General features: G+C 50.5%; 24 protein-coding genes and 2 tRNA genes. 10 read left to right on the forward strand and 16 right to left on the reverse strand.

Translation table 11 applies throughout. The annotated features are described in order from the left end of the window. Positions 1-10 precede the first annotated feature (10 nt). The 8 genes from rimP to rlmE all read right to left on the reverse strand — a co-directional run bounded on the left by rimP (position 11) and on the right by rlmE (position 6,429). Positions 11-463 carry a ribosome maturation factor RimP gene (gene rimP / locus ACQKDS_RS01520; protein WP_399664378.1) on the reverse strand — a complete coding sequence of 151 codons (453 nt, stop codon included), beginning with the start codon at positions 461-463 and terminating at the stop codon, positions 11-13. A 216-nt stretch (positions 464-679) separates the two neighbouring features. After that, positions 680-756, reverse strand: a tRNA-Met gene (locus tag ACQKDS_RS01525). 60 nt (positions 757-816) lie between these two features. Next, positions 817-903, reverse strand: a tRNA-Leu gene (locus ACQKDS_RS01530). 67 nt (positions 904-970) lie between these two features. Continuing rightward, complete coding sequence (secG, locus tag ACQKDS_RS01535) at positions 971-1,306, reverse strand: preprotein translocase subunit SecG (RefSeq protein WP_399664374.1); 336 nt, start codon at positions 1,304-1,306, stop codon at positions 971-973. 235 nt (positions 1,307-1,541) lie between these two features. Further along, entirely contained in the window at positions 1,542-2,879 is a 1,338-nt protein-coding gene (glmM, locus tag ACQKDS_RS01540) for a phosphoglucosamine mutase (protein WP_399664371.1), read from the reverse strand. Between the two features lie 4 nt (positions 2,880-2,883). Beyond that, positions 2,884-3,720: a dihydropteroate synthase gene (gene folP / locus ACQKDS_RS01545; protein WP_399664368.1), complete on the reverse strand. Its 837-nt coding sequence runs from the start codon at positions 3,718-3,720 to the stop codon at positions 2,884-2,886. A 91-nt stretch (positions 3,721-3,811) separates the two neighbouring features. Continuing rightward, positions 3,812-5,743, reverse strand: coding sequence for an ATP-dependent zinc metalloprotease FtsH (ftsH, locus tag ACQKDS_RS01550; protein ID WP_399664366.1), 1,932 nt, complete (start codon positions 5,741-5,743; stop codon positions 3,812-3,814). A gap of 56 nt (positions 5,744-5,799) precedes the next feature. Next, positions 5,800-6,429, reverse strand: coding sequence for a 23S rRNA (uridine(2552)-2'-O)-methyltransferase RlmE (gene rlmE / locus ACQKDS_RS01555; RefSeq protein WP_399664363.1), 630 nt, complete (start codon positions 6,427-6,429; stop codon positions 5,800-5,802). A 142-nt stretch (positions 6,430-6,571) separates the two neighbouring features. Between rlmE and yhbY the strand changes: the two genes are divergently transcribed. Continuing rightward, on the forward strand, positions 6,572-6,865 hold the full coding sequence (yhbY, locus tag ACQKDS_RS01560) for a ribosome assembly RNA-binding protein YhbY (protein WP_399664360.1): 294 nt from the start codon (positions 6,572-6,574) through the stop codon (positions 6,863-6,865). Positions 6,866-6,977: 112 nt separating this feature from the next. Here the strand turns inward: yhbY and greA are convergent, their stop codons facing one another. After that, complete coding sequence (gene greA / locus ACQKDS_RS01565; RefSeq protein ID WP_399664357.1) at positions 6,978-7,454, reverse strand: transcription elongation factor GreA; 477 nt, start codon at positions 7,452-7,454, stop codon at positions 6,978-6,980. 255 nt (positions 7,455-7,709) lie between these two features. On the opposite strand from greA, the gene dacB reads away from it, so the two are divergent. Genes dacB through pmrB form a run of 3 tightly spaced genes read left to right on the forward strand, consistent with a single transcriptional unit; the run spans position 7,710 to position 10,887 of the window. Then, on the forward strand, positions 7,710-9,146 hold the full coding sequence (dacB, locus tag ACQKDS_RS01570; RefSeq protein WP_399664355.1) for a serine-type D-Ala-D-Ala carboxypeptidase: 1,437 nt from the start codon (positions 7,710-7,712) through the stop codon (positions 9,144-9,146). An 8-nt stretch (positions 9,147-9,154) separates the two neighbouring features. Next, positions 9,155-9,817, forward strand: a complete 663-nt coding sequence (gene pmrA / locus ACQKDS_RS01575; RefSeq protein ID WP_399664352.1) for a two-component system response regulator PmrA — start codon at positions 9,155-9,157, stop codon at positions 9,815-9,817. Beyond that, the gene (pmrB, locus tag ACQKDS_RS01580) at positions 9,814-10,887 is read left to right on the forward strand and encodes a two-component system sensor histidine kinase PmrB (RefSeq protein WP_399664349.1); all 1,074 of its coding nucleotides are present in this window, start codon (positions 9,814-9,816) and stop codon (positions 10,885-10,887) included. The genes pmrA and pmrB overlap by 4 nt, the downstream gene beginning before the upstream one ends. A 51-nt stretch (positions 10,888-10,938) precedes the next feature. Here the strand turns inward: pmrB and cgtA are convergent, their stop codons facing one another. The 4 genes from cgtA to rplU all read right to left on the reverse strand — a co-directional run bounded on the left by cgtA (position 10,939) and on the right by rplU (position 14,023). Further along, complete coding sequence (gene cgtA / locus ACQKDS_RS01585; RefSeq protein ID WP_399664346.1) at positions 10,939-12,111, reverse strand: Obg family GTPase CgtA; 1,173 nt, start codon at positions 12,109-12,111, stop codon at positions 10,939-10,941. A gap of 16 nt (positions 12,112-12,127) precedes the next feature. Beyond that, positions 12,128-13,099 (reverse strand): DMT family transporter, encoded by a 972-nt coding sequence (locus ACQKDS_RS01590; protein ID WP_399664343.1) that lies wholly within the window; start codon positions 13,097-13,099, stop codon positions 12,128-12,130. Positions 13,100-13,436: 337 nt separating this feature from the next. Continuing rightward, positions 13,437-13,694 carry a 50S ribosomal protein L27 gene (rpmA, locus tag ACQKDS_RS01595; RefSeq protein WP_004955926.1) on the reverse strand — a complete coding sequence of 86 codons (258 nt, stop codon included), beginning with the start codon at positions 13,692-13,694 and terminating at the stop codon, positions 13,437-13,439. 17 nt (positions 13,695-13,711) lie between these two features. Further along, positions 13,712-14,023 (reverse strand): 50S ribosomal protein L21, encoded by a 312-nt coding sequence (gene rplU / locus ACQKDS_RS01600; RefSeq protein ID WP_004955927.1) that lies wholly within the window; start codon positions 14,021-14,023, stop codon positions 13,712-13,714. A gap of 269 nt (positions 14,024-14,292) precedes the next feature. Here rplU and ispB point away from each other — a divergent pair, with 269 nt between their 5' ends. Next, positions 14,293-15,264, forward strand: coding sequence for an octaprenyl diphosphate synthase (ispB, locus tag ACQKDS_RS01605; RefSeq protein WP_399664339.1), 972 nt, complete (start codon positions 14,293-14,295; stop codon positions 15,262-15,264). Between the two features lie 52 nt (positions 15,265-15,316). Here the strand turns inward: ispB and ACQKDS_RS01610 are convergent, their stop codons facing one another. After that, on the reverse strand, positions 15,317-15,673 hold the full coding sequence (locus tag ACQKDS_RS01610; protein ID WP_399664336.1) for a DNA-binding protein: 357 nt from the start codon (positions 15,671-15,673) through the stop codon (positions 15,317-15,319). Between the two features lie 178 nt (positions 15,674-15,851). On the opposite strand from ACQKDS_RS01610, the gene ACQKDS_RS01615 reads away from it, so the two are divergent. Continuing rightward, complete coding sequence (locus ACQKDS_RS01615) at positions 15,852-16,112, forward strand: helix-turn-helix domain-containing protein (protein ID WP_399664333.1); 261 nt, start codon at positions 15,852-15,854, stop codon at positions 16,110-16,112. Positions 16,113-16,185: 73 nt separating this feature from the next. On the opposite strand, the gene mdh is transcribed toward ACQKDS_RS01615, so the two are convergent. Further along, on the reverse strand, positions 16,186-17,124 hold the full coding sequence (gene mdh / locus ACQKDS_RS01620; protein WP_399664330.1) for a malate dehydrogenase: 939 nt from the start codon (positions 17,122-17,124) through the stop codon (positions 16,186-16,188). Positions 17,125-17,590: 466 nt separating this feature from the next. Here mdh and argR point away from each other — a divergent pair, with 466 nt between their 5' ends. The 3 genes from argR to yhcN (ACQKDS_RS01635) all read left to right on the forward strand — a co-directional run bounded on the left by argR (position 17,591) and on the right by yhcN (ACQKDS_RS01635) (position 19,137). Further along, on the forward strand, positions 17,591-18,061 hold the full coding sequence (gene argR, locus ACQKDS_RS01625) for a transcriptional regulator ArgR (protein ID WP_399664327.1): 471 nt from the start codon (positions 17,591-17,593) through the stop codon (positions 18,059-18,061). 417 nt (positions 18,062-18,478) lie between these two features. After that, the gene (yhcN, locus tag ACQKDS_RS01630; protein ID WP_399664324.1) at positions 18,479-18,742 is read left to right on the forward strand and encodes a peroxide/acid stress response protein YhcN; all 264 of its coding nucleotides are present in this window, start codon (positions 18,479-18,481) and stop codon (positions 18,740-18,742) included. Positions 18,743-18,873: 131 nt separating this feature from the next. Next, complete coding sequence (gene yhcN, locus ACQKDS_RS01635) at positions 18,874-19,137, forward strand: peroxide/acid stress response protein YhcN (RefSeq protein ID WP_399664321.1); 264 nt, start codon at positions 18,874-18,876, stop codon at positions 19,135-19,137. A 208-nt stretch (positions 19,138-19,345) separates the two neighbouring features. Here yhcN (ACQKDS_RS01635) and mpl read toward each other — a convergent pair whose 3' ends face one another. Then, positions 19,346-20,725, reverse strand: coding sequence for a UDP-N-acetylmuramate:L-alanyl-gamma-D-glutamyl-meso-diaminopimelate ligase (gene mpl / locus ACQKDS_RS01640; RefSeq protein WP_399664318.1), 1,380 nt, complete (start codon positions 20,723-20,725; stop codon positions 19,346-19,348). Positions 20,726-20,894: 169 nt separating this feature from the next. Here mpl and fbp point away from each other — a divergent pair, with 169 nt between their 5' ends. Next, positions 20,895-21,899, forward strand: coding sequence for a class 1 fructose-bisphosphatase (gene fbp / locus ACQKDS_RS01645; RefSeq protein WP_399664315.1), 1,005 nt, complete (start codon positions 20,895-20,897; stop codon positions 21,897-21,899). The last annotated feature ends 32 nt before the right edge of the window (positions 21,900-21,931 follow it).

Raw genomic sequence — 21,931 nt, forward strand, 5'->3', positions numbered from 1 at the left:
CATCCAAACTTTAAAAGTGGGGTACCAGGTTCGCTTTCTGAATATTACTCAGCGCGAACACTTCATCTTTCCCATCCACAGTAACCGTGATCATTTCGCCTTCAACAGACTTGATGATGCCCTGCCATTTACGACGATTCTGTACCGCCATTCGCAGGACCAGGCTAACTTCTTCACCGAGGAAACGAGTATAGTGCTCAGCGGTGAACATTGGGCGCTCAAGGCCAGGAGAGGAGACTTCCAAGTTGTAAGCGACTGTGATCGGATCTTCGACATCCAATACGGCGCTGACCTGGTGGCTGACATCAGCACAATCATCAACATTAATGCCGTTTTCACTATCAATATAGATGCGGAGCGTGGATTGGCGTGCACGAATAAATTCTATGCCTACAAGCTCAAAGCCCAACGCCTCTACCGGTGCCGAAAGCATCTCTGTTAATTTTTGCTCTAATGTGGACAAGCCCACCCCCAAGACATAAAAAAAGGGCTTAATAGCCCAGTGATTCTGTTGCCAAATAACAAAAAACCCCGAAAAATCGGGGCTTTATGCAACTGGACCCTGTTTGCCGCAAAGCGGCTTCGGTACAACTTTCTGACAAGTGTCATTTTCAAATGTTGTTCGAAAAAAGTGGATTCAATCGAAAAGTGTATTTGAAAATAAACACTTAAAGGAAAGTGGTTGCGGGGGCCGGATTTGAACCGACGACCTTCGGGTTATGAGCCCGACGAGCTACCAGGCTGCTCCACCCCGCGTCCGAAAACGTGGCAAATATTACGCCGATAATCGCAAAATTGCAAGTTATCTCTGGGATTTGGTACCGAGGATGGGACTCGAACCCACAAGCCCGTTAGGGCACTACCACCTCAAGGTAGCGTGTCTACCAATTCCACCACCTCGGTACTGATTCTTTACTGCACGGCCGTTAGTATTTATTACTGCTAACCACCGTTCATAACTCTGCGCTGCTTACTGCGGGATATCGCTGCTCGGCTTAGCTGGTGCTGCCGGCGCGGTAGTCTGCTCAGTTTTTACTGGCTGACCCAAGTTTTCCCACTCGCTGCCTTTCTTGCTTTGGTTGCTGCTCAGGTTGCCCAAGATCAGACTGATGACGAAGAACAACGTCGCCAAACCAGCCGTCATGCGGGTCATGAAGTTACCGGAACCGCTCGAACCGAACAATGTGCCAGAAGCACCTGCACCGAATGAGGCTCCCATATCAGCACCTTTACCTTGCTGCAGCATAATCAGAGCAACAAGCCCGATCGAAACCAGCAGGAAAATTACCAAAAGAGCTTCGTACATAGTCGTACCCGTATCCTTGCGGCTTCACCGCGTGCCAATGCTTCTTACCCCAAATGCTTCTTTACGAAGTAGCAGGAGTTTTTATAAACAGCCTACTGAAGCGGGTGTGAATACTAACCAAACCCGCTAAACCGCGCAAGGGCAATTTGCAGCCGCAGGCGCGATTGCGGAAAAAAACAGCAAAGCGTGGCGCCCGACAGCAAAAAAAAACGCTGCTGGGCGTTAACCGCCTGTTTTATCCGGCTGATTTCACTGCATCAGCAATGCGGTTAGCAAGCTCAGTAACCTGCTGCTCATCTTCACCTTCGACCATCACGCGAATCAGTGGCTCCGTACCCGATTTACGCAACAGCACCCGCCCACGCCCAGCAAGTTCGGCTTCGACGGTTTCGGTCACTTTACGCACTTCTTCTGTTTCCAACGGGTTATGTTCACCCACAAAACGAACGTTAACCAAGATTTGCGGCAACAGCTTCATGCCACTGCACAGATCATGCAGGCTCATGTCGTTTCGAACTATCGCCGTTAGCACTTGCAGACCCGCAACGATGCCATCACCGGTCGTGGTTTTATCCAGCAAAATTACGTGGCCTGAGTTTTCAGCACCGATACGCCAGCCCATTTCCTGCAGTTTTTCCAGCACGTAGCGGTCGCCCACTTTGGCTCGGGCAAACGGGATACCGAGCTGCTTCAATGCCAGCTCCAGCCCCATATTACTCATCAGCGTACCGACTGCGCCACCGCGCAATTGCCCCTGACGTAATCCCTCACGAGCAATGATATACAGAATTTGGTCGCCATCGACTTTGTTACCCAAATGGTCAACCATCATCACGCGGTCGCCGTCACCGTCAAATGCCAAGCCGACATGTGCTTTTTCTGCCAGTACGCGGGCCTGCAACTGACGCACATCCGTTGCGCCACACTCTTCATTGATGTTCATCCCATCAGGTTCACAACCGATAGCAATCACGGTAGCGCCCAATTCGCGCAGCACGCTGGGTGCAATGTGATAGGTTGCGCCGTTAGCGCAGTCCACCACGATTTTGAGGCCTTTCAGGCTCAATTCACTTGGGAATGTCCCTTTACAAAATTCAATGTATCGGCCTGCCGCATCGATAATGCGGCTAGCTTTGCCCAACTCCGCGGATTCCACGCAGGTAAGCGGTTTTTCCATTTCGGCTTCGATCGCTTCTTCCACATGATCCGGCAATTTAGCCCCATCGATAGAGAAGAATTTAATGCCGTTATCGTAATATGGGTTATGTGACGCGGAGATCACAATGCCCGCTTCAGCACGAAAAGTACGCGTCAAATAAGCCACTGCCGGCGTCGGCATCGGGCCGGTAAAGGAAGCAGAAAGACCTGCTGCCGCAAGGCCGGCCTCCAATGCCGATTCCAACATATAACCGGAAATACGCGTGTCTTTACCGATAATAATTTTGCGCGAACCATGACGTGCTAACACTTTCCCCGCAGCCCAGCCGAGCTTTAGGACGAAATCCGGCGTAATCGGGCTATCACCGACCTTGCCACGGATGCCATCGGTACCAAAATATTTACGCTCGCTCATGTTTCTACTGTCCTTTAGCTGAAAGTGTTGCCTCGACGACGCGCATCGCCTCGACAGTTTCTTTAACGTCATGCACTCTGATCACCTGCGCGCCTTGCATTGCTGCAATCACCGCGCAGGCTACGCTACCGATAACCCGCTGTTCAGGCGGAACATTCAGCAGTTGTCCAATCATCGATTTACGCGACATACCCACCAATAACGGCAGGCCGAAGTGATGAAATTCAGACAATCGTGCCAGAAGCTGATAATTATGCGCTAGATTCTTACCGAAACCGAAGCCCGGGTCGAGTAACAATTTATCTTTTGCGATGCCCGCCGCAGTACAGCGTTCAATATGATGCTGAAAAAACGCCTGCACATCACTCATCAGATCGTCATAGTGTGGTGCTTGTTGCATGGTACGAGGCTCACCCTGCATGTGCATCAGGCAAACCGGTAATGCACTTTCCACCGCTGCCGCCAGCGCGCCGGGTTCTTGCAATGATCGAACGTCGTTGATCAGGTGTGCACCCGCTTTCGCAGATTCGCGTATGACACCGGGTTTAGACGTGTCCACTGAGATAAACACTTCAAAGCGCCGGGCGATCGCCTCAACCACCGGAACAACGCGCGCCATCTCTTCTTCTTCACTGACTTCTGCCGCGCCCGGACGCGTGGACTCGCCGCCCACATCGATCATCGTTGCGCCAGCAGAGATCAAGGCATGCGCATGTAACAGAGCGTCATTCAATGAATTGTGTTTGCCCCCGTCAGAAAAGGAATCAGGGGTGACGTTAAGAATGCCCATTACCCGAGGATGGGAGAGATCGAAAGCCATGTTGCGCACGCTTAATTGCATGAATAATTTACCTTACTGTTTCTCAATTCATTGCCTGAGGACAATAAAAAACCCCGGCATGCCGGGGTTCGATGTTATTACACAGTCGATATTATTTGTCGAGCTGTTCAGACATGGTATTGCCAGGGTTTGGCGTACGGGGCTCATCAACCGGCCTTGGGGCTTTAGGTGTGCCACCGTTGTCGGAGTTATTGCCTTTGTTCGCATCATCCCAACCTGCTGGCGGACGCACATCCTTACGGTTCATCAGATCATCAATCTGCGGCGCGTCGATGGTTTCGTACTTCATCAGGGCATCTTTCATCGAGTGCAAGATGTCCATGTTTTCCATCAACAGGGCACGCGCGCGGGTGTAATTACGCTCGATCAGGGATTTCACCTCCTGGTCGATGATGCGCGCCGTTTCGTCAGACATGTGTTTCGCTTTGGCAACAGAACGCCCCAGGAACACTTCGCCCTCTTCTTCTGCGTACAACAGCGGCCCCAACTTCTCAGAGAAGCCCCATTGGGTCACCATGTTACGCGCGATTGAGGTCGCAACTTTAATGTCATTCGATGCACCTGTAGAGACTTTTTCCGGCCCGTAAATAATTTCTTCCGCCAAACGACCACCGTACAGGGTCGAAATTTGGCTTTCCAGCTTCTGACGGCTGGCGCTGATCGCATCCCCTTCGGGTAGGAAGAAGGTCACACCCAACGCGCGGCCACGAGGAATAATCGTAACTTTGTGCACCGGATCGTGTTCAGGAACCAGACGGCCGATAATGGCATGGCCTGCTTCATGATATGCAGTCGACTCTTTCTGCGCTTCTGTCATCACCATGGAGCGACGTTCCGCACCCATCATGATTTTATCTTTGGCTTTTTCGAACTCAACCATCGATACGACACGCTTGTTACCGCGAGCGGCAAACAACGCGGCTTCGTTGACCAGGTTAGCCAAATCTGCACCGGAGAAACCAGGCGTACCACGCGCAATGACTGACGCGTCGATATCGGCGGCTAACGGTACGCGGCGCATATGCACTTTCAAAATCTGTTCACGACCACGCACGTCCGGCAGGCCAACCACCACTTGGCGGTCAAAACGACCAGGGCGCAACAGGGCAGGGTCAAGTACGTCTGGACGGTTGGTTGCCGCGATGACAATAATGCCTTCGTTGCCTTCGAAACCATCCATCTCAACCAACATCTGGTTCAGCGTTTGCTCACGTTCATCGTGGCCACCACCTAATCCAGCGCCACGTTGGCGACCGACTGCGTCAATTTCATCGATGAAGATGATACATGGCGCTGCTTTCTTCGCCTGTTCGAACATGTCACGTACGCGGGATGCCCCCACGCCGACAAACATTTCAACGAAGTCAGAACCGGAAATGGTGAAGAACGGTACTTTAGCCTCACCGGCAATCGCCTTTGCCAGCAATGTCTTACCGGTACCCGGTGGGCCGACCATCAGCACGCCTTTCGGGATCTTACCGCCAAGCTTTTGGAAACGGCTCGGTTCGCGCAGGTAATCGACCAGTTCGCTCACTTCTTCTTTTGCTTCATCACACCCTGCAACGTCAGCAAACGTGGTTTTAATCTGGTCTTCCGTCAGCATGCGTGCCTTGCTCTTGCCGAAGGACATCGCGCCCTTACCGCCGCCGCCCTGCATTTGCCGCATGAAGAATATCCAGACCCCAATCAGCAACAGCATTGGGAACCATGAAATGAAGATAGAAGCCAGCAAACTCGGCTCTTCCGGCGGTTCACCGACAACTTTCACATTCTTCGTCAGTAACGTATCCAACAGTTTAGGATCGTTGACGGGGATATAAGTCGTGTATCGGTTACTATCTTTCTTGGTAACGTTGATCTCACGTCCGTTAATTCGTGCTTCACGAATCTGATCTTGGGTCAGTTCGGACATGAAGGTAGAGTAATCCACCCTACGGCCATTCGACTCGCTGGGCCCAAAGCTCTGGAATACCGACATCAGCACTACCGCGATGACTAGCCAGAGAATTAGGTTTTTCGCCATGTCACTCAAGGGATTAACCTCATATTACAACTGTGTTAACAAACAGCGTTAGGGTACTACAGTTTGCGCCCTGTCGCTACAATGTACACTTCACGCGAACGTGCGCGAGAAGCGTCTGGCTTACGAATCTTAACCTTCGTAAACAGGGAGCGAATTTCCCGTAGGTACTCGTCAAAACCATCTCCCTGGAACACCTTCACCAGGAAACTTCCGCCTGGTGCGAGGACATCACGACACATTTCCAGTGCTAATTCCACTAGATACATCGATCTTGGAATATCGACCGCCGGGTTGCCACTCATATTCGGGGCCATATCAGACATGACCACCTGAACCTTCTTCTCACCAACACGATCCATCAATGCTTTAAGCACCAGTTCATCACGAAAATCACCCTGAAGGAAATCGACGCCGACGATAGGATCCATAGGTAAAATATCACAGGCGATGATTCGCCCATTGCCACCGATTTGCGTGACGACATACTGCGACCAACCGCCTGGTGCCGCCCCCAAATCAACAACCGTCATACCCGGTTTAAACAGCTTGTCGCTTTGCTGTATTTCATCAAGTTTAAACCAGGCGCGGGAACGTAGCCCTTTTTTCTGCGCCTGTAGGACATATTTATCGCTAAAGTGTTCTTGAAGCCAGCGACTGGAACTCGCCGAACGCTTTTTACCTGTCATCGTGTTTCCAACTATCCTAAAAAGAGTCTTATGTCAGGCTCGCTGCTCACGTAGACTCCCATCGGTGAAGACCGATTTGGTGATACACATGAGATGGCGGTAGAATGTACCGTTTTCAATCCCAACTTAAGCAAAAAAGACAATGAATCTGAATAATAAACAAAAACAGCACCTGAAAGGCTTGGCGCATCCGTTAAAACCGGTTGTCATGCTAGGTAATAACGGTCTTACCGAAGGGGTGCTGGCTGAAATTGAACAGGCTCTAGAGCACCATGAGTTGATCAAGGTAAAAATCGCGGCTGAAGATCGCGAGACTAAAACCCTGATCGCCGACGCTATCGTGCGTGAAACTGGCGCCTGCAACGTGCAAGTTATCGGTAGCACACTCGTTCTTTATCGCCCTTCTAAAGAGCGCAAGATTAGTCTACCGCGTTAACTTTCGCTAGTTTAACGAAAAGGTGCCATGCACTTGCATCAGATAAAAGGCCGCCAAGCGGCCTTTTCCTTTCTTTACAAACTCTGCTTAACTTCCGACCAATTCTTGTTGATCAGAGATATTCGACGTTCAGAATTTCATATTCTACGTCGCCGCCTGGCGTTTTGATCACCACCACGTCATCTTGCTCTTTGCCGATTAAACCTCGGGCCATCGGCGAGTTCACAGAGATAAGATTCTTCTTAAAATCTGCTTCATCATCACCCACGATACGGTAAGTCACTTCGTCTTCCGTATCCAGGTTCATCACCGTGACGGTCGCGCCAAAAATCACGCGCCCCGTATTAGGCATTTTGGTGATATCAATCACTTGCGCGTTGGAAAGTTTCGCTTCAATTTCCTGAATGCGGCCTTCGCAGAAACCCTGCTGCTCACGCGCCGCATGATACTCCGCATTTTCTTTCAAATCGCCGTGTTCGCGCGCTTCCGCAATGTCTGAAATAATTTTCGGACGGCGCACGCTCTTCAAATATTCAAGTTCTTCACGCAGTTTTTCAGCGCCAAACAAGGTCATCGGAATCTGTTTCATAATTTCACTACCTCTAAATCTTTCCTGTTCAAATAGCCGTCATCCTGACGTATTCGTATGAAAACACGGTGGCTGGCGCCAGCCGCCTCCAGGCGATAAACAAAAGAAACCTAACTCGGAACAGTCGCCCAAGTCAGGATCGATTTTGCATTTTGATACCTATTTTAACGTAGAGTTCCTTGAGGGTCATCGTTTACTTTTTCCCTCGTTGCACCTTAGTATGACGGCACGTTACCCATCGGTTATCCTGAGATTATGCGTTTTTCACGAATTGTCAGTGCATTGGCTTGCGCATTTGTTCTAAATGTAAATGCAGCCCCGGTTGAAGATTACACACAATACTTGCCGGATGGGGCCAACCTTGCCTTGGTGGTTCAAAAGGTCGGGGCCAGTACACCGGCTATCGATTATCATGCGCAGCAATTGGCACTGCCTGCCAGCACCCAAAAGGTGTTAACTGCCTTGGCCGCCCTATTACAACTTGGGCCAGACTACCGGTTTACCACAACGCTGGAGAGCCAAGGCACCATCAATAACAACGGTGTGCTGCAAGGTAACCTGATCGCGCGGTTCGGTGGCGATCCCACCTTTAAGCGGCAAAGTTTGCGCAATATGGTTGCCGTATTGAAGCAACAAGGTGTCCAGCAAATTACCGGCGACGTACTGATTGATACCTCCGTGTTCGCCAGCCACGATAAAGCGCCGGGATGGCCGTGGAACGATCTTCCTCAGTGCTTCAGCGCTCCCCCTTCCGCGGCGATTGTTGACCGTAACTGTTTTTCAGTGTCGTTGTACAGTGCCCCGAAACCTGGCGACTTGGCTTTTATCCGCGTGGCATCCTTTTATCCAGTGAATATGTTCAGCCAGGTACGTACCTTGGCTAAAGGCTCTCCAGACGCACAATACTGCGAACTTGACGTGGTGCCGGGGGAATTGAACCGCTTTACTCTGACAGGATGTATGACGCAACGCAGCGAGCCGTTACCGTTGGCCTTCGCGATTCAGGATGGTGCCAGCTACGCGGGTGCCATATTAAAAGATGAGCTGGTAAAAGCAGGTATTCAGATCGATGGCCATCTAAAGCGCCAAACCCAACCGGGCCTGACTGGCACCGTCATCGCCCAAACACAATCGGCACCATTGCACGATCTGCTTAAAATCATGCTGAAGAAATCCGACAACATGATCGCCGACACCGTATTTCGCATGATCGGCCATGATCGATTTGGCGTACCAGGAACCTGGCGTGCGGGCTCTGATGCCGTACGTCAGGTGCTGCGCCAAAAAGCGGGGGTTGATCTCGGTAACAGTATCGTGGCTGATGGCTCAGGCCTGTCGCGTCACAACCTGCTGGCTCCGGCGACCATGATGCAAGCGCTGCAATATATTGCTCAACACGATAACGAACTGAACTTTATTTCGATGTTACCGTTATCCGGCTATGACGGTACGCTGCGCTACCGGGGCGGCCTGCACGAAGCGGGTGTCGATGGGAAGGTTTCTGCCAAAACCGGTGCGCTGCAAGGCGTCTATAATTTAGCAGGCTTTATTACCACCGCCAGCGGCCAACGCTTTGCCTTTGTGCAGTTCCTATCGGGTTATGCCGTTGCGCCTGAGGATTATCGCCAACGTCGCGTACCGTTGGTGCGGTTCGAAAGCCGACTGTACCGCGATATCTATCAAAATAACTGAGAACGAATGTGAAACTACTGATTGTCGAGGACGATGAACTACTCCAACAAGGCTTGGCAATGGCCATGAGCAGCGAAGGTTATGCCTACGACTGTGCTCTCACCGCCGCTGAAGCCAATCGTTTAATCATCGCCAGTCATTACAGCTTAGTCATACTGGATTTGGGGCTGCCGGATATAGACGGCGCCACCTTGTTACGGCAATGGCGCCGCCAACAAATCAGCATACCGGTATTAGTTCTCACTGCACGTGACTCACTCGAAGATCGCGTCGATGGATTAGATGCCGGGGCAGATGACTATCTGATCAAACCCTTTGCGCTGTCCGAATTGCAGGCACGTGCTCGCGCATTGATTCGGCGCTATCAGGGCCACAGTGATAACCTGTTACACCTAGATAACTTAACCCTCAACCTCGCCAGCCAGCAAGTGTATCTGCAACAGCAGCCGATTGAAGTCACGCCGAAAGAATTCGCCATTTTATCGCGTTTAATCATGCGTGCCGGACAAACCGTCAATCGCGAACTTTTGCAGCAGGATTTATATGCATGGAGCAATGATTTAAGCTCCAATACTCTTGAAGTTCACATTCATAATTTACGTCGTAAACTGGGTAAGGAACGTATTCGAACCATTCGCGGCATCGGTTATCGCTTAGTGTCGTTACCATGAACAGTATGCGTCGTCGTCTCTTGCTAATGCTGGCACTGATTTTGTTTTTCACTCAACTGATCAGTGCATTGTGGCTATGGCATGAAAGCCAAGAGCAAATCAGTTTACTGGTCGACAAAACGCTATCTGCGCAAACGCGCACTATGCGAATCGATAAGGAGATCGCCGAAGCCATGGCTTCGCTGATCGCGCCGTCACTGATTATGATGATAATTTCGCTATTAGCTTCATTCTGGGCAATCAGTTGGATTACCCAGCCACTCCATAAATTACACAAGCGATTGCAAAAACGCTCTGCTGATAATCTGTCTCCCCTGCCCGTTGACAGCAGCAGCAGTGAAACAGTGGCCGTTATCACCACACTTAACCAGTTATTTTCGCGGCTCGATAGCACCCTGCAACAAGAACGCTTGTTTACCGCCGACGCCGCACATGAATTACGAACCCCGTTAGCCGGCATCCGCTTACATCTGGAATTATTGGAACAGCAGGGGGTTAATACCAGCACTGCGTTGATCGCACGTATCGATCAACTGATGCACACCGTGGAGCAATTGCTGATGCTATCGCGCGCCGGACAGAGCTTTGCCCGGGGCCATTATCAACGATTCGATTGGGTGGATAATGTGATTCGTCCATTGCAAGAAGAATTAGAAGAGCTAGCCGCCCAACGCCAACAAAACTTGGCATGGCAATTACCCGTTAATGCGCCCACTTATGGCGATCCCCTGTTATTGCGGCTGATGTTACGTAACTTGATAGAAAACGCTCACCGCTACAGTCCGAAAAGCAGCACTATTCAAATTCGGTTGGCGCAACATGAGCAAGGGCATTTATTGCAAGTCATTGATGAAGGACCGGGTATCAAAGAAAAAATGGCAGGTGAGCTGACAAAAGCATTTCGGCGTATGGATCAACGCTATGGTGGTAGCGGTCTGGGATTGAATATTGTTATTCGTATCGTGCAATTGCATCAAGGGCGTTTAACGCTAGAAAATCGCACGGGTCACTGTGGCTTGAATGCCCAGTGCTGGCTGCCAACTCAAGCGTCGTCCCGCTCCCTGCAATAACAAAAAAGCCCTGCATAGGGCAGGGCTTGTCTCAATCATTGCGATCTCAGATTACTTTTTATAGATGAACTCGACGCCTTCGTCGTCTTCTTCATCCCAATCATCATCCCAATCGTCATCAGCTTCTGCTTCCACTTCTGCGATTTGCTCACGATGATAGTCGTCCCACATGAACTCCACTTTTTCCGGGGCACTTTCTTCGATTGCCATGGCTTTCGGCTGGGTGTTGATGAAGTTCATCACATCCCAGCACAAGGCGTTGACACCCGCACGGTTAGCGGCCGAAATCATGTAGTACTTGTCTTCCCAGCCCATGCCTTCCACGATAGCTTTAGCGCGCTCAGCCGCCTCTTCCTCGTCCAGCAGGTCAGTTTTGTTGAACACCAGCCAGCGTGGCTTCTGCGCCAGATTTTCACTGTATTGGTTCAGTTCGTTGATGATTACCTTGGCATTTTCCACCGGATCGGTTTCGTCGATCGGTGCGATATCGACCAAGTGCAGCAACACGCGGCAACGCTCCAAATGCTTCAGGAAGCGAATCCCTAAGCCTGCACCATCAGATGCGCCTTCGATCAACCCCGGAATATCCGCCACCACGAAGCTTTGCTCGTGATCCATACGCACGACACCTAGGCTTGGTACCAGAGTCGTAAACGGATAATCAGCGACCTTGGGCTTGGCAGCAGATACCGCACGAATGAAGGTGGATTTACCCGCATTCGGTAACCCCAACATGCCGACGTCAGCCAACAGCAGCAATTCCAACAGCAAATCGCGCTCTTCGCCCGGTGTACCATTGGTTTTTTGCCGAGGCGCACGGTTGACGGAAGATTTGAAACGGGTATTACCCAAGCCATGCCAGCCGCCTTTGGCAACCATCAGGCGTTGTTCATGCCGGGTCATATCACCAAGAATTTCGCCGGTGCCCTGATCTTTCACACGGGTTCCCACCGGCACTTTGATGACGATGTCTTTACCCCGTTTCCCGGTACAGTCACGGCTCTGGCCATTTTGCCCCCGCTCCGCACGGAAAGATTTTTCAAAGCGGTAATCGATCAGCGTGTTCAGGTTTTCGTCGGCCAGCAGATAGACGTCGCCGCCATCGCCACCGTCACCGCCGTCTGGGCCGCCGTTCGGTATATATTTTTCGCGGCGGAAGCTGACGCAACCATTACCACCATCACCTGCAACGACCAAAATCGCTGCTTCATCTACAAACTTCATTTACCGTCTCCGTAAATCATTCACCGGGTTGCTTAATAGGAGCAACCAGGAGGGTTTCTGCCCGTCGCGGCCACCACCGGTGACCAATTGCGGAAAACATAGCGCCAGCAACCACCACGAAAGCCCCAACGTAACCGACGACATTCAGCGTCGGGGCTGTGAAGACCTGTGGCCAAGCCAGCGCCAATAAATCTGAAAACAACAGGGTAAAGAGCGGGGTCAGTGTCACTAAAGCACTAACCTGCGCCGCCTGCCAGCGCGCCATGGCTTCCGCCAGCGCACCATAGCCAATCAGCGTGTTGGCACCACAGAACAACAAACAGGCTAATTGCCAGTTGCTGAGCTGGAAGATTACCGCTGGCTTCGCCAGTGGGAATAATGCAACCGCACATAAAGTGTACAACATTACCAAGATCTGCGGCGACGCTAATCGACGTAGCAAGACTTTCTGCGCCACGCCATACGTCACCCACACCATCGCGGCACAAACACCTAACAGCACCCCTAAGGTGTAATCGGTCAGTCGCGTGAAGATCTCAATCAGGCTGACATTAAAGAACAACATTAGCCCGCAAATCAGCATGATTGCCCCAATAACTTGGGTAATGCGCATCCGCTCTTTCAAAATCAATACGCTTGCGAACATCATACCGACCGGTGAAAGCTGGCCAATCACCTGCGATGCCGTTGGGCTAAGATATTGTAGCGAAGAGCTGAAGAACACAAAGTTCCCCAACAATCCTGCCGTGGCAATAACCAGTAACAGCAACCAACGTGGCTGACGGAACATTTTTACCGGCGGTAATTTGCCACGCACGGCCAGAATAATGCCCAAGCCAATCGCGGCAATGGTGAAGCGATACCAAACGATGGTGAACGGCTCCATCACCTGCAACACTTCTTTCATGGCAATTGGCAAAGCGCCCCAGCAAACCGCTGTGGTCACCGCCAGGAAAATACCCATACCGACCTGCTGTTTTGTTTCCATACGTGTTTTTGCCTGCGCGATATCGGGCCGGGACACCAGCAGCCCTCGGGTCTTATGATTCAAGTTGCAAATCGTTGGCTCAAATAGAGCGAAACGACGTAATCAAACTAAACGAGCACCGCCAAAGCCGCTGCAGCTTAGGCATGATGAGTCTCAGCTTAGCATCGCTCAAGCTAGCTGCGCGTTGGTCGCCCTCATCCCATTCATACCGCGAGGTAGATGAGCACAGGGATTCGCCGTCTTATCGTTTTTATACCACTCGAATATTTTGCGTATAAATGTAAAAAGCCCCGCAACGAATTGCGAGGCTTACATCTATTTAGTCCGGCTCGGGTAATTATTCAGCGTCGATGCTGATAAATTTACGGTTGCTCGGGCCTTTAACTTCGAATTTGACTTTACCGTCTTTCAAAGCAAACAGAGTGTGGTCTTTGCCGCAACCCACGTTAGTACCGGCGTGGAATTTGGTGCCACGCTGACGAACGATGATGCTGCCTGCCAGAACTGCTTCGCCGCCAAAGCGTTTTACGCCCAGACGTTTGCTTTCAGAATCGCGACCGTTACGAGTCGAGCCGCCAGCTTTTTTGTGTGCCATTAATCCGCTCTCCTAACTTAAGCGCTGATGCCGGTGATTTTGACGTCAGTGAACCACTGACGGTGGCCTTGCTGCTTACGGTAGTGCTTACGACGACGAAACTTAACGATCTTAATTTTCTCGCCACGACCGTGAGCAACCACTTCAGCTTTGATCTTGCCGCCATCGACGAAAGGAACGCCGATTTTGATATCTTCGCCATTAGCGATCATCAGAATCTGGTCAAACTCAACCGCTTCACCAGTTGCGATGTCCAGCTTTTCCAAGCGAACGGTCTGACCTTCGCTTACTCGGTGTTGTTTACCACCACTTTGGAAAACCGCGTACATATAAAACTCCGCTTTCCGCGTGCTCAACCATTTAGTACAGAGCGCGCTATAAATATTCACAATAGGGCGCGAATTCTACGCAAAAATCCAGCGTATGACAAGAGCAGAATCCGGCCCGATCGTGAAAAAAGAAGAAAAAAAACACAGTTTCTTTCACGGCGTTTATCTGGGGCGTTTTTCAAGTACAATCATAAGACAGTTACCGCCATGTGCCGATGTGAGCAGCAATCTCATCGCGGTGAAGAGAAACACAGCTGAAAACAATACAAATGAACATAGAACAAATTACCGAGTTAACCGCACAAGATATGGCGGCAGTGAACGCAACAATTCTCGAACAGTTGAATTCCGAAGTCACGCTCATCAATCAGCTTGGCTATTACATTATCAGCGGCGGAGGTAAGCGGATCCGTCCGATGATCGCCGTGTTAGCGGCACGTGCATTGCAGTATCAAGGCGACAAGCATATCACCGTTGCTGCACTGATCGAGTTCATCCATACCGCTACCCTGCTACATGACGACGTCGTGGATGAATCCGACATGCGCAGAGGCAAGGCTACCGCCAATGCGGCATTTGGCAATGCCGCCAGCGTTCTGGTGGGTGACTTCATCTATACTCGCGCATTCCAGATGATGACCAGCCTCGAATCACTGCGGGTGCTGGCCCTGATGTCGGAGGCCGTCAACGTGATTGCCGAAGGCGAAGTGCTGCAGCTCATGAATGTTCACGATCCGGACATCAGCGAAGAGAGCTACATGCGGGTGATTTACAGTAAAACCGCGCGTTTGTTCGAAGCCGCGGCACAGTCCTCTGCCATTTTGTCGGGTGCCAGTGAGGCGCAGGAAAAAGGCTTGCAGGATTATGGACGCTATCTGGGTACCGCTTTTCAGCTCATTGATGATTTACTCGATTACAGCGCTGACGGCGCAACATTAGGTAAAAATACCGGTGACGACCTGAACGAAGGCAAACCCACTCTGCCACTGTTACATGCAATGCATAATGGCAATGAAGAACAAACAGCCATGATCCGCAGCGCGATCGAACAAGGGAATGGTCGGCACCTGTTAGAACCGGTTTTAACCGCGATGGAGCAATGCGGCTCTTTGTCTTACACCCGTCAACGCGCGGAAGAAGAAGCCGATAAAGCGATTGCCGCGTTAGCGGTACTGCCTGAGTCACCGTTCCGCAGCGCACTGGAAGGGTTGGCGCACCTGGCTGTGCAACGCGCATTTTAAGAAAGTAATTTCCAAATATAATAGTGGCCCGTTTCTCCGGGCCTGCTATTGTTCACTCATTATTGTCATCGCGAATGCGTGACAACAGACCACCAATACCTTCCCGAATCAAAAACGCAAGTACCTGCTCGCGTTCACTTTCCGACATATGGCGAAAACACTCAACCCACATGGCTAAGGGATCCTTGAGTTCAACATCATAATAAGCTGGATTTTCTTTCATCATCAACAAATTACGTACAGACAATGGCAAACTGTCAATGTGATACTCCACCGCTTTACCTTGTACGCCCTTCCTACGTTGGCTGGCCCAACCTTCACGGCGTGCCATTTGATTAATTCCTTGTGGTGAGGAAGGTAGCCCGGCAATGCCTGCCAGTTCTTGGGCAGCAAACCACTCTTTTTTCATAGCCATTTTCTCTGGAAAATTGTATGGCGAACACTTTTTTGGAAATCAAAACGCTATTTTTAGAAAAAAATGGTATTCTTATTTCCGTATAAGCGTTTCATGTTGTGCAAACGATTAATACTTACCTGTTAGTTATACCACTAACAGAACTTTGGCTAATCAAAAAAGGAATGTAAACATGAATTCAAGGAGTCAGGATTGGCATCCAGCGGATGTCATCGCAGCATTACGCAAGAAAGGCACGACGCTGGCCGCCGTATCACGACAGGCCGGGCTGAGTTCATCCACGCTGGCAAACGCCCTATCACGCCCGTGGCCAAAAGGAGAGTGGTTAATCGCCGATGCGTTGGGTATCCACCCGGCAGAAATCTGGCCCAGCCGTTATTATGATCCCAACACTCACCTACTGTTGGAGCGTAAAACTCGCATGAAATCTTGACGGCAGGCATAAAAAAACCGCCGGAACTCAGTCCGGCGGCCTCATTGACGATCTGCTAGCTTAAACTGGGTTATCAGTTATTGATAAATTTTTCGCCCAATTCAATATCTTTATGCAGCACATCCAGCATGTCATTCAACGCTTGTTGCTCGAACGCGCTCAGAGCGCCAATAGCTTTACGCTCTTCAACACCATTTTTGCCCAGTAACAGCGGTTGTGCGAAGAAGCGCGCATAGTTGCCATCACCTTCGACATACGCGCACTCTACTACACCTTGTTCACCTTGCAGTGCACGCACCAGCGACAGACCGAAACGTGCCGCAGCCTGGCCCATTGACAAGGTTGCAGAACCGCCGCCGGCTTTGGCCTCAACCACTTCAGTACCCGCATTCTGGATACGTTTGGTCAGATCCGCCACTTCTTGTTCGGTAAAGGTGACGCCAGGAATCTGGGACAGCAGTGGCAAAATGGTCACGCCTGAGTGACCGCCGATAACGGGTACGTTCAACTCTTCCGGCTGTTTGCCTTTCAGCTCAGCAACAAACGTATTCGAACGGATGATGTCGAGTGACGTGACGCCAAAGAGTTTGTTCTTATCATACACGCCCGCTTTCTTCAGCACTTCAGCCGCGATAGCAACCGTGGTGTTCACCGGGTTGGTGATGATACCGATGCAGGCTTTTGGACAGGTCGTCGCAACTTGTTCAATCAGATTACGCACGATACCGGCGTTAACATTGAACAAATCTGAGCGATCCATGCCGGGTTTACGCGCCACACCTGCGGAAATCAGTACCACATCGGCACCCTGCAGAGCTGGTTTTGCGTCTTCACCGGAGAAGCCTTTGATTTTGACGGCGGTAGGGATGTGGCTTAAGTCAACGGCAACGCCTGGCGTAACGGGGGCAATGTCGTAAAGGGAGAGTTCAGAACCTGAAGGAAGCTGGGTTTTGAGTAGAAGGGCGAGGGCCTGGCCAATTCCGCCAGCAGCACCGAGAACTGCAACTTTCATCCTATACTCCTTTATTATCTTAAATATAAAAGTGCCGTGAATTCTTGGGTTACGGACTTTAAATTATTACACCTTTGAAAACAAACTCTTAACAGTTGGATTGAGAGCTAGCGCAATAAAATTGATCCTAATCGTGCACATTTTAGATTAAATCGCTTACGCATTAATGGCATAGCGCGCACAAATCAAAAACAGTGCGGGGTTATTCACGTGCAAGTTAACCGGTCGTTACATTACACCCTTACACAACATCAGAACAACATCATTTTAATAACATTTAGTTTACGCTCGGCCAGCATGAATGCCAGTAAGAAAAGGGCATATTCATGAGATAGGGATTTTGTTAAAATACGCTTCTTTCCTTATTATTCGGGCGTTTTTATTTCTTTCGCTCGGCGTTTAATTGCATAAAAATTCATTTATATGCATAATAATGAACTCTACTGTCAACATTCATCGGTGCAAAATGCGTAATCCCGCAAAGCAGGAAGATCTGATCAAGGCGTTTAAAGCGTTATTGAAAGAAGAAAAATTCAGCTCGCAAGGCGAGATCGTTTTGGCGCTGCAAGAAGAAGGCTTTGAAAACATAAACCAATCCAAAGTCTCTCGCATGCTGACCAAGTTTGGTGCGGTACGTACGCGTAATGCGAAAATGGAAATGGTCTACTGCCTTCCTGCCGAGCTGGGTGTACCAACCACCACCAGCCCGTTGAAAAACCTGGTGCTCGATGTCGATCATAACGATGCCTTGGTCGTTATTCATACCAGCCCTGGCGCAGCGCAGTTAATTGCCCGTTTACTCGATTCATTGGGTAAATCCGAAGGTATTCTCGGCACGATCGCCGGTGACGATACCATTTTTGTCACCCCAGCCAGCGCTTTCAGCGCACGGCAATTGTATGAAGCTATCCTGACGCTGTTCGAACAAGAGCTCTGATGCATCCGCTAACAAAATACGGTGACCATAACCGCGCTTTGTTAGCGTTTGCTTAAACCCACACCGCCTTCTTTTCCAGACACACTCTTTTCATCAACCTTATCTGGCACGGCTTAGAAGTTCATCCACAGCCTATTGCAATGACATTCAGATATGCTCAGTGGTACCTGCTGTAAATTTCCGCACTTTTAGTCAAAAGCACTTAGCTCATTGAAATTACATCTATTTGACATCAAAAGACCATTTTACGTACGTTTTTTATTCCATATCGTTATAAAAAATGATTAACACTATACGTAAGTTTCACAAGAAACTGTTAGCTAGCTATTAATATTTCGCGTTACTAGATGTATACTCATTTCCGTGATGTAAATCACAGTTCGTTGGAACTGCTAACAGAATTCGATGAGGTAAATCATGAAAATTAAAACGACCGTAATGGCATTAAGCGTTCTTTCTATGCTTTCATTTGGTGCCTTTGCAGCACAATCAATCAACGCCGAGCAGGCTGCTCAATTGCAATCCGCAGGCACGATTACCGTCAGCGGCGTAGCCGGCGCACCTTCTGATATCCGCGCGGCGTTGTCTGCCAAAGCCGACGCTCAAGGCGCAACCGCTTACCGCGTAATCGAAGCGCGTAATGAAGGTAACTACCACGCTACAGCTGAAATCTATAAATAAGTGACGTGGGGCCTACTTGCCCTTACACGTTATCAATCTCTGGAAACCGTTATACCAATAACAGCCTTCAAGAATAAAAATCGTAATTAAGCCCTTCCAGGCGGTTATTGACACCATCAAGGATCATCATCATGAATATGAAAATCACTCTCGCCGCAATCAGTCTGCTTTCCGCCGTTTCATTCGGCGCATCCGCCGCCACGCTGGTAGACAATGCGCAGGCCAAGAATATGCATTCTATCGGCACCATTACCGTCAGCGGTGTGGCTGGCTCGCCTTCTGATATCCGTCAGGCTCTGTCTGATAAAGCAGATAAACAAGGTGCCAAAGCTTATCGTGTGATCGAAGCCTACGAAAACGGCAACTGGCACGCGACAGCAGAAATTTACCAATAATAATCAACGCGCGCGTTTCTCGATCTGATTCCCCTCGTCACTGCCACTGCCGAGTTTGATGAGCGTGCGAATTCGTTGAAAACCTCGTCGTCCTATCCGACGAACCCCATTGCCCTCGCTCGCGAGGGCTTTTTTTATCGCCGTAAAAAGGGGCCGCAAGCGGCCCCAACGATGTTATTTGCACCCACTCCGCGCGCTTTCCGCCCAGTCAGTAACTTTCCTGCGGTTCCGGTTTATTGGCCAGCGCCGTCAGCAACTTGTCGTGAATGCCCTCGAAGCCACCATTACTCATCACCAAAATAGTGTCACCTGGCTTGGCCGTTTTCACGATCGTTTCAACGAGCGTGTCCAGATCGGCACTCCAATGCGCCGGCTGTACGCAGGCCTCTGCCACCTCAGCCACTTGCCACGGGATATGCGTCGGTTGGAACAGGAACACTTCATCAGCGCGCCCCAACGAAGGGGCCAATTCGTTCTTGCTGATGCCCATTTTCATGGTATTGGAACGGGGCTCTAACACCGCCAAAATACGGGCGGTACCGCCCACTTTTCCACGCAACGCCGCGAGAGTGGCCAGAATTGCCGTTGGATGATGGGCGAAATCGTCATAAACCGTTACGCCGTTTGCTTCACCCCGTAATTCCAGCCGACGCCGGGCATTAATAAAATCCCCTAAAGCACGACAGGCATCGCCAGGCTGCACGCCAACATGGCGGGTGGCGGCAATAGCCATCAGACCATTGTGCATATTGTGCTCACCTACCAGCGACCAATTCACCTCGCCCACTTTTTCGCCGTTGAGTAATACTTCATAGTGGCTGGCATCCACCGTCAGTTTATTCGCACGCCAAGTGCCCTCTTCCCCCACCAATTCTTGCTCGCTCCAGCAGCCCATTGCCATCACTTGCTTTAGGTGCGCGTCGTTGTCCGGCAGGATTATCTTGCCCTTGCCTGGCACCAAGCGAACCAAATGATGGAACTGTTTCTGGATGGCTTTCAAGTCATCGAAGATATCGGCGTGATCAAATTCCAAATTGTTCATGATCAACGTCCGCGGGCTGTAATGGACAAATTTGGATCGTTTATCGAAGAAAGCACAATCGTATTCATCAGCCTCGATGACGAAAAACGGGCTGCCGCCTAAGCGCGCGGAAACGTCAAAATTGCCCGGCACGCCGCCAATCACAAATCCCGGCTGATAACCACAGGACTCTAGGATCCAAGTTGCCATGCCTGCCGTGGTGGTCTTACCGTGAGTCCCCGCCACGGCCAGCACCCAACGGTCACGCAGCACATAATCATGCAACCACTGTGGGCCAGAAACATAGGGGATACCCTGTTCTAACACGGCTTCGACACACGGGTTACCGCGCGTCATGGCATTACCGATGATCACCAAGTCCGGTGCGGGATCCAACTGCACCGGATCATATCCTTGGATCAAATCGATCCCCTGATTTTCCAACAGTGTGCTCATCGGTGGATACACGTTAGCATCGGAACCGGTGACCTCATGTCCAAGTGAACGGGCCAACATCGCCAACCCACCCATAAAGGTGCCACAGATGCCAAGAATGTGAATGCGCATAGGGTTCTCATTTAGTCGCGTCAAATTTCCGCTTATTCTACCGCTCAGAATCGTCCAGAAGAAATGGATTTGCCTATGAATAGCGTAATGCTTTGGGCTACACTGCTGGCGAAAACGTTGGCGGTTTGTTAACAAATCGCTATCCATCCGTAGATTCAGGGATTGTGTCATGAAAACGTTAGGCGAATTTATCGTCGAGAAACAACACGACTTCTCTCACGCCACTGGCGAACTGACAGCTTTACTTTCGGCCATCAAGCTCGGTGCCAAAATCATCCACCGCGATATCAACAAAGCGGGTTTGGTGGATATTCTCGGTGCCAGCGGTGTTTCTAACGTACAAGGCGAAGTGCAGATGAAACTGGACTTGTACGCAAACGAAAAGTTGAAAGCCGCACTGAAAGCGCGCGGTGAAGTCGCCGGGATCGCATCCGAAGAAGAAGACGAAATTGTGATTTTCGACGGCGAGCGGGCTGAAAATGCTAAGTATGTGGTGTTGATGGATCCGTTAGACGGCTCGTCTAACATTGATGTCAACGTCTCGGTCGGTACGATTTTCTCTATCTATCGTCGCATCACCCCCGTCGGTACGCCCGTTACCGAAGAAGATTTCCTGCAGCCAGGTAGCGCACAGGTCGCCGCCGGTTACGTAGTTTACGGCTCATCCACCATGCTGGTATACACCACTGGTTATGGCGTACATGCGTTTACTTACGATCCGTCTCTCGGGGTGTTCTGCCTCTCTCACGAGAAGGTCTGCTTCCCAGAGTCCGGCAATATGTATTCCATCAACGAAGGTAACTACATCAAGTTCCCGCTCGGGGTGAAAAAATACATCAAGTATTGCCAGGAGCAGGATGAAGCCACGCAGCGCCCCTATACATCGCGCTACATCGGTTCACTGGTTGCTGACTTCCACCGCAACTTGCTGAAAGGCGGGATTTATATTTATCCAAGCACTGCCAGCCACCCGCAAGGGAAGCTGCGCCTGCTGTATGAATGCAATCCAATGGCCTTCTTAGCCGAACAGGCCGGCGGTAAAGCCAGCGATGGCAAAAATCGTATTCTGGACATTACGCCGCAAAAACTGCACCAGCGAGCACCGTTCTTCGTTGGCACCAAATCCATGGTAGAAGATGCAGAACGCTTTATCGCCGAGTATCCCGACGAGTAAGCCTGATCAGGGCCGGCCTATCCGGCCCTGCT

Source organism: Serratia sp. NPDC078593 (assembly GCF_050268245.1).
Taxonomy (GTDB): domain Bacteria; phylum Pseudomonadota; class Gammaproteobacteria; order Enterobacterales; family Enterobacteriaceae; genus JBNNGK01.

Coding starts and splice junctions, on each gene's coding strand:
- rlmE (WP_399664363.1), bottom strand. CDS start 6,429: ATGACAGGTAAAAAGCGTTCGGCGAGTTCCAGTCGCTGGCTTCAAGAA.
- folP (WP_399664368.1), bottom strand. CDS start 3,720: ATGCAATTAAGCGTGCGCAACATGGCTTTCGATCTCTCCCATCCTCGG.
- ACQKDS_RS01615 (WP_399664333.1), top strand. CDS start 15,852: ATGAATTCAAGGAGTCAGGATTGGCATCCAGCGGATGTCATCGCAGCA.
- argR (WP_399664327.1), top strand. CDS start 17,591: ATGCGTAATCCCGCAAAGCAGGAAGATCTGATCAAGGCGTTTAAAGCG.
- rplU (WP_004955927.1), bottom strand. CDS start 14,023: ATGTACGCGGTTTTCCAAAGTGGTGGTAAACAACACCGAGTAAGCGAA.
- secG (WP_399664374.1), bottom strand. CDS start 1,306: ATGTACGAAGCTCTTTTGGTAATTTTCCTGCTGGTTTCGATCGGGCTT.
- ACQKDS_RS01590 (WP_399664343.1), bottom strand. CDS start 13,099: ATGGAAACAAAACAGCAGGTCGGTATGGGTATTTTCCTGGCGGTGACC.
- dacB (WP_399664355.1), top strand. CDS start 7,710: ATGCGTTTTTCACGAATTGTCAGTGCATTGGCTTGCGCATTTGTTCTA.
- mdh (WP_399664330.1), bottom strand. CDS start 17,124: ATGAAAGTTGCAGTTCTCGGTGCTGCTGGCGGAATTGGCCAGGCCCTC.
- glmM (WP_399664371.1), bottom strand. CDS start 2,879: ATGAGCGAGCGTAAATATTTTGGTACCGATGGCATCCGTGGCAAGGTC.
- ispB (WP_399664339.1), top strand. CDS start 14,293: ATGAACATAGAACAAATTACCGAGTTAACCGCACAAGATATGGCGGCA.
- cgtA (WP_399664346.1), bottom strand. CDS start 12,111: ATGAAGTTTGTAGATGAAGCAGCGATTTTGGTCGTTGCAGGTGATGGT.
- yhbY (WP_399664360.1), top strand. CDS start 6,572: ATGAATCTGAATAATAAACAAAAACAGCACCTGAAAGGCTTGGCGCAT.
- rpmA (WP_004955926.1), bottom strand. CDS start 13,694: ATGGCACACAAAAAAGCTGGCGGCTCGACTCGTAACGGTCGCGATTCT.
- yhcN (WP_399664324.1), top strand. CDS start 18,479: ATGAAAATTAAAACGACCGTAATGGCATTAAGCGTTCTTTCTATGCTT.
- pmrB (WP_399664349.1), top strand. CDS start 9,814: ATGAACAGTATGCGTCGTCGTCTCTTGCTAATGCTGGCACTGATTTTG.
- ftsH (WP_399664366.1), bottom strand. CDS start 5,743: ATGGCGAAAAACCTAATTCTCTGGCTAGTCATCGCGGTAGTGCTGATG.
- ACQKDS_RS01610 (WP_399664336.1), bottom strand. CDS start 15,673: ATGAAAAAAGAGTGGTTTGCTGCCCAAGAACTGGCAGGCATTGCCGGG.
- mpl (WP_399664318.1), bottom strand. CDS start 20,725: ATGCGCATTCACATTCTTGGCATCTGTGGCACCTTTATGGGTGGGTTG.
- fbp (WP_399664315.1), top strand. CDS start 20,895: ATGAAAACGTTAGGCGAATTTATCGTCGAGAAACAACACGACTTCTCT.
- greA (WP_399664357.1), bottom strand. CDS start 7,454: ATGAAACAGATTCCGATGACCTTGTTTGGCGCTGAAAAACTGCGTGAA.
- yhcN (WP_399664321.1), top strand. CDS start 18,874: ATGAATATGAAAATCACTCTCGCCGCAATCAGTCTGCTTTCCGCCGTT.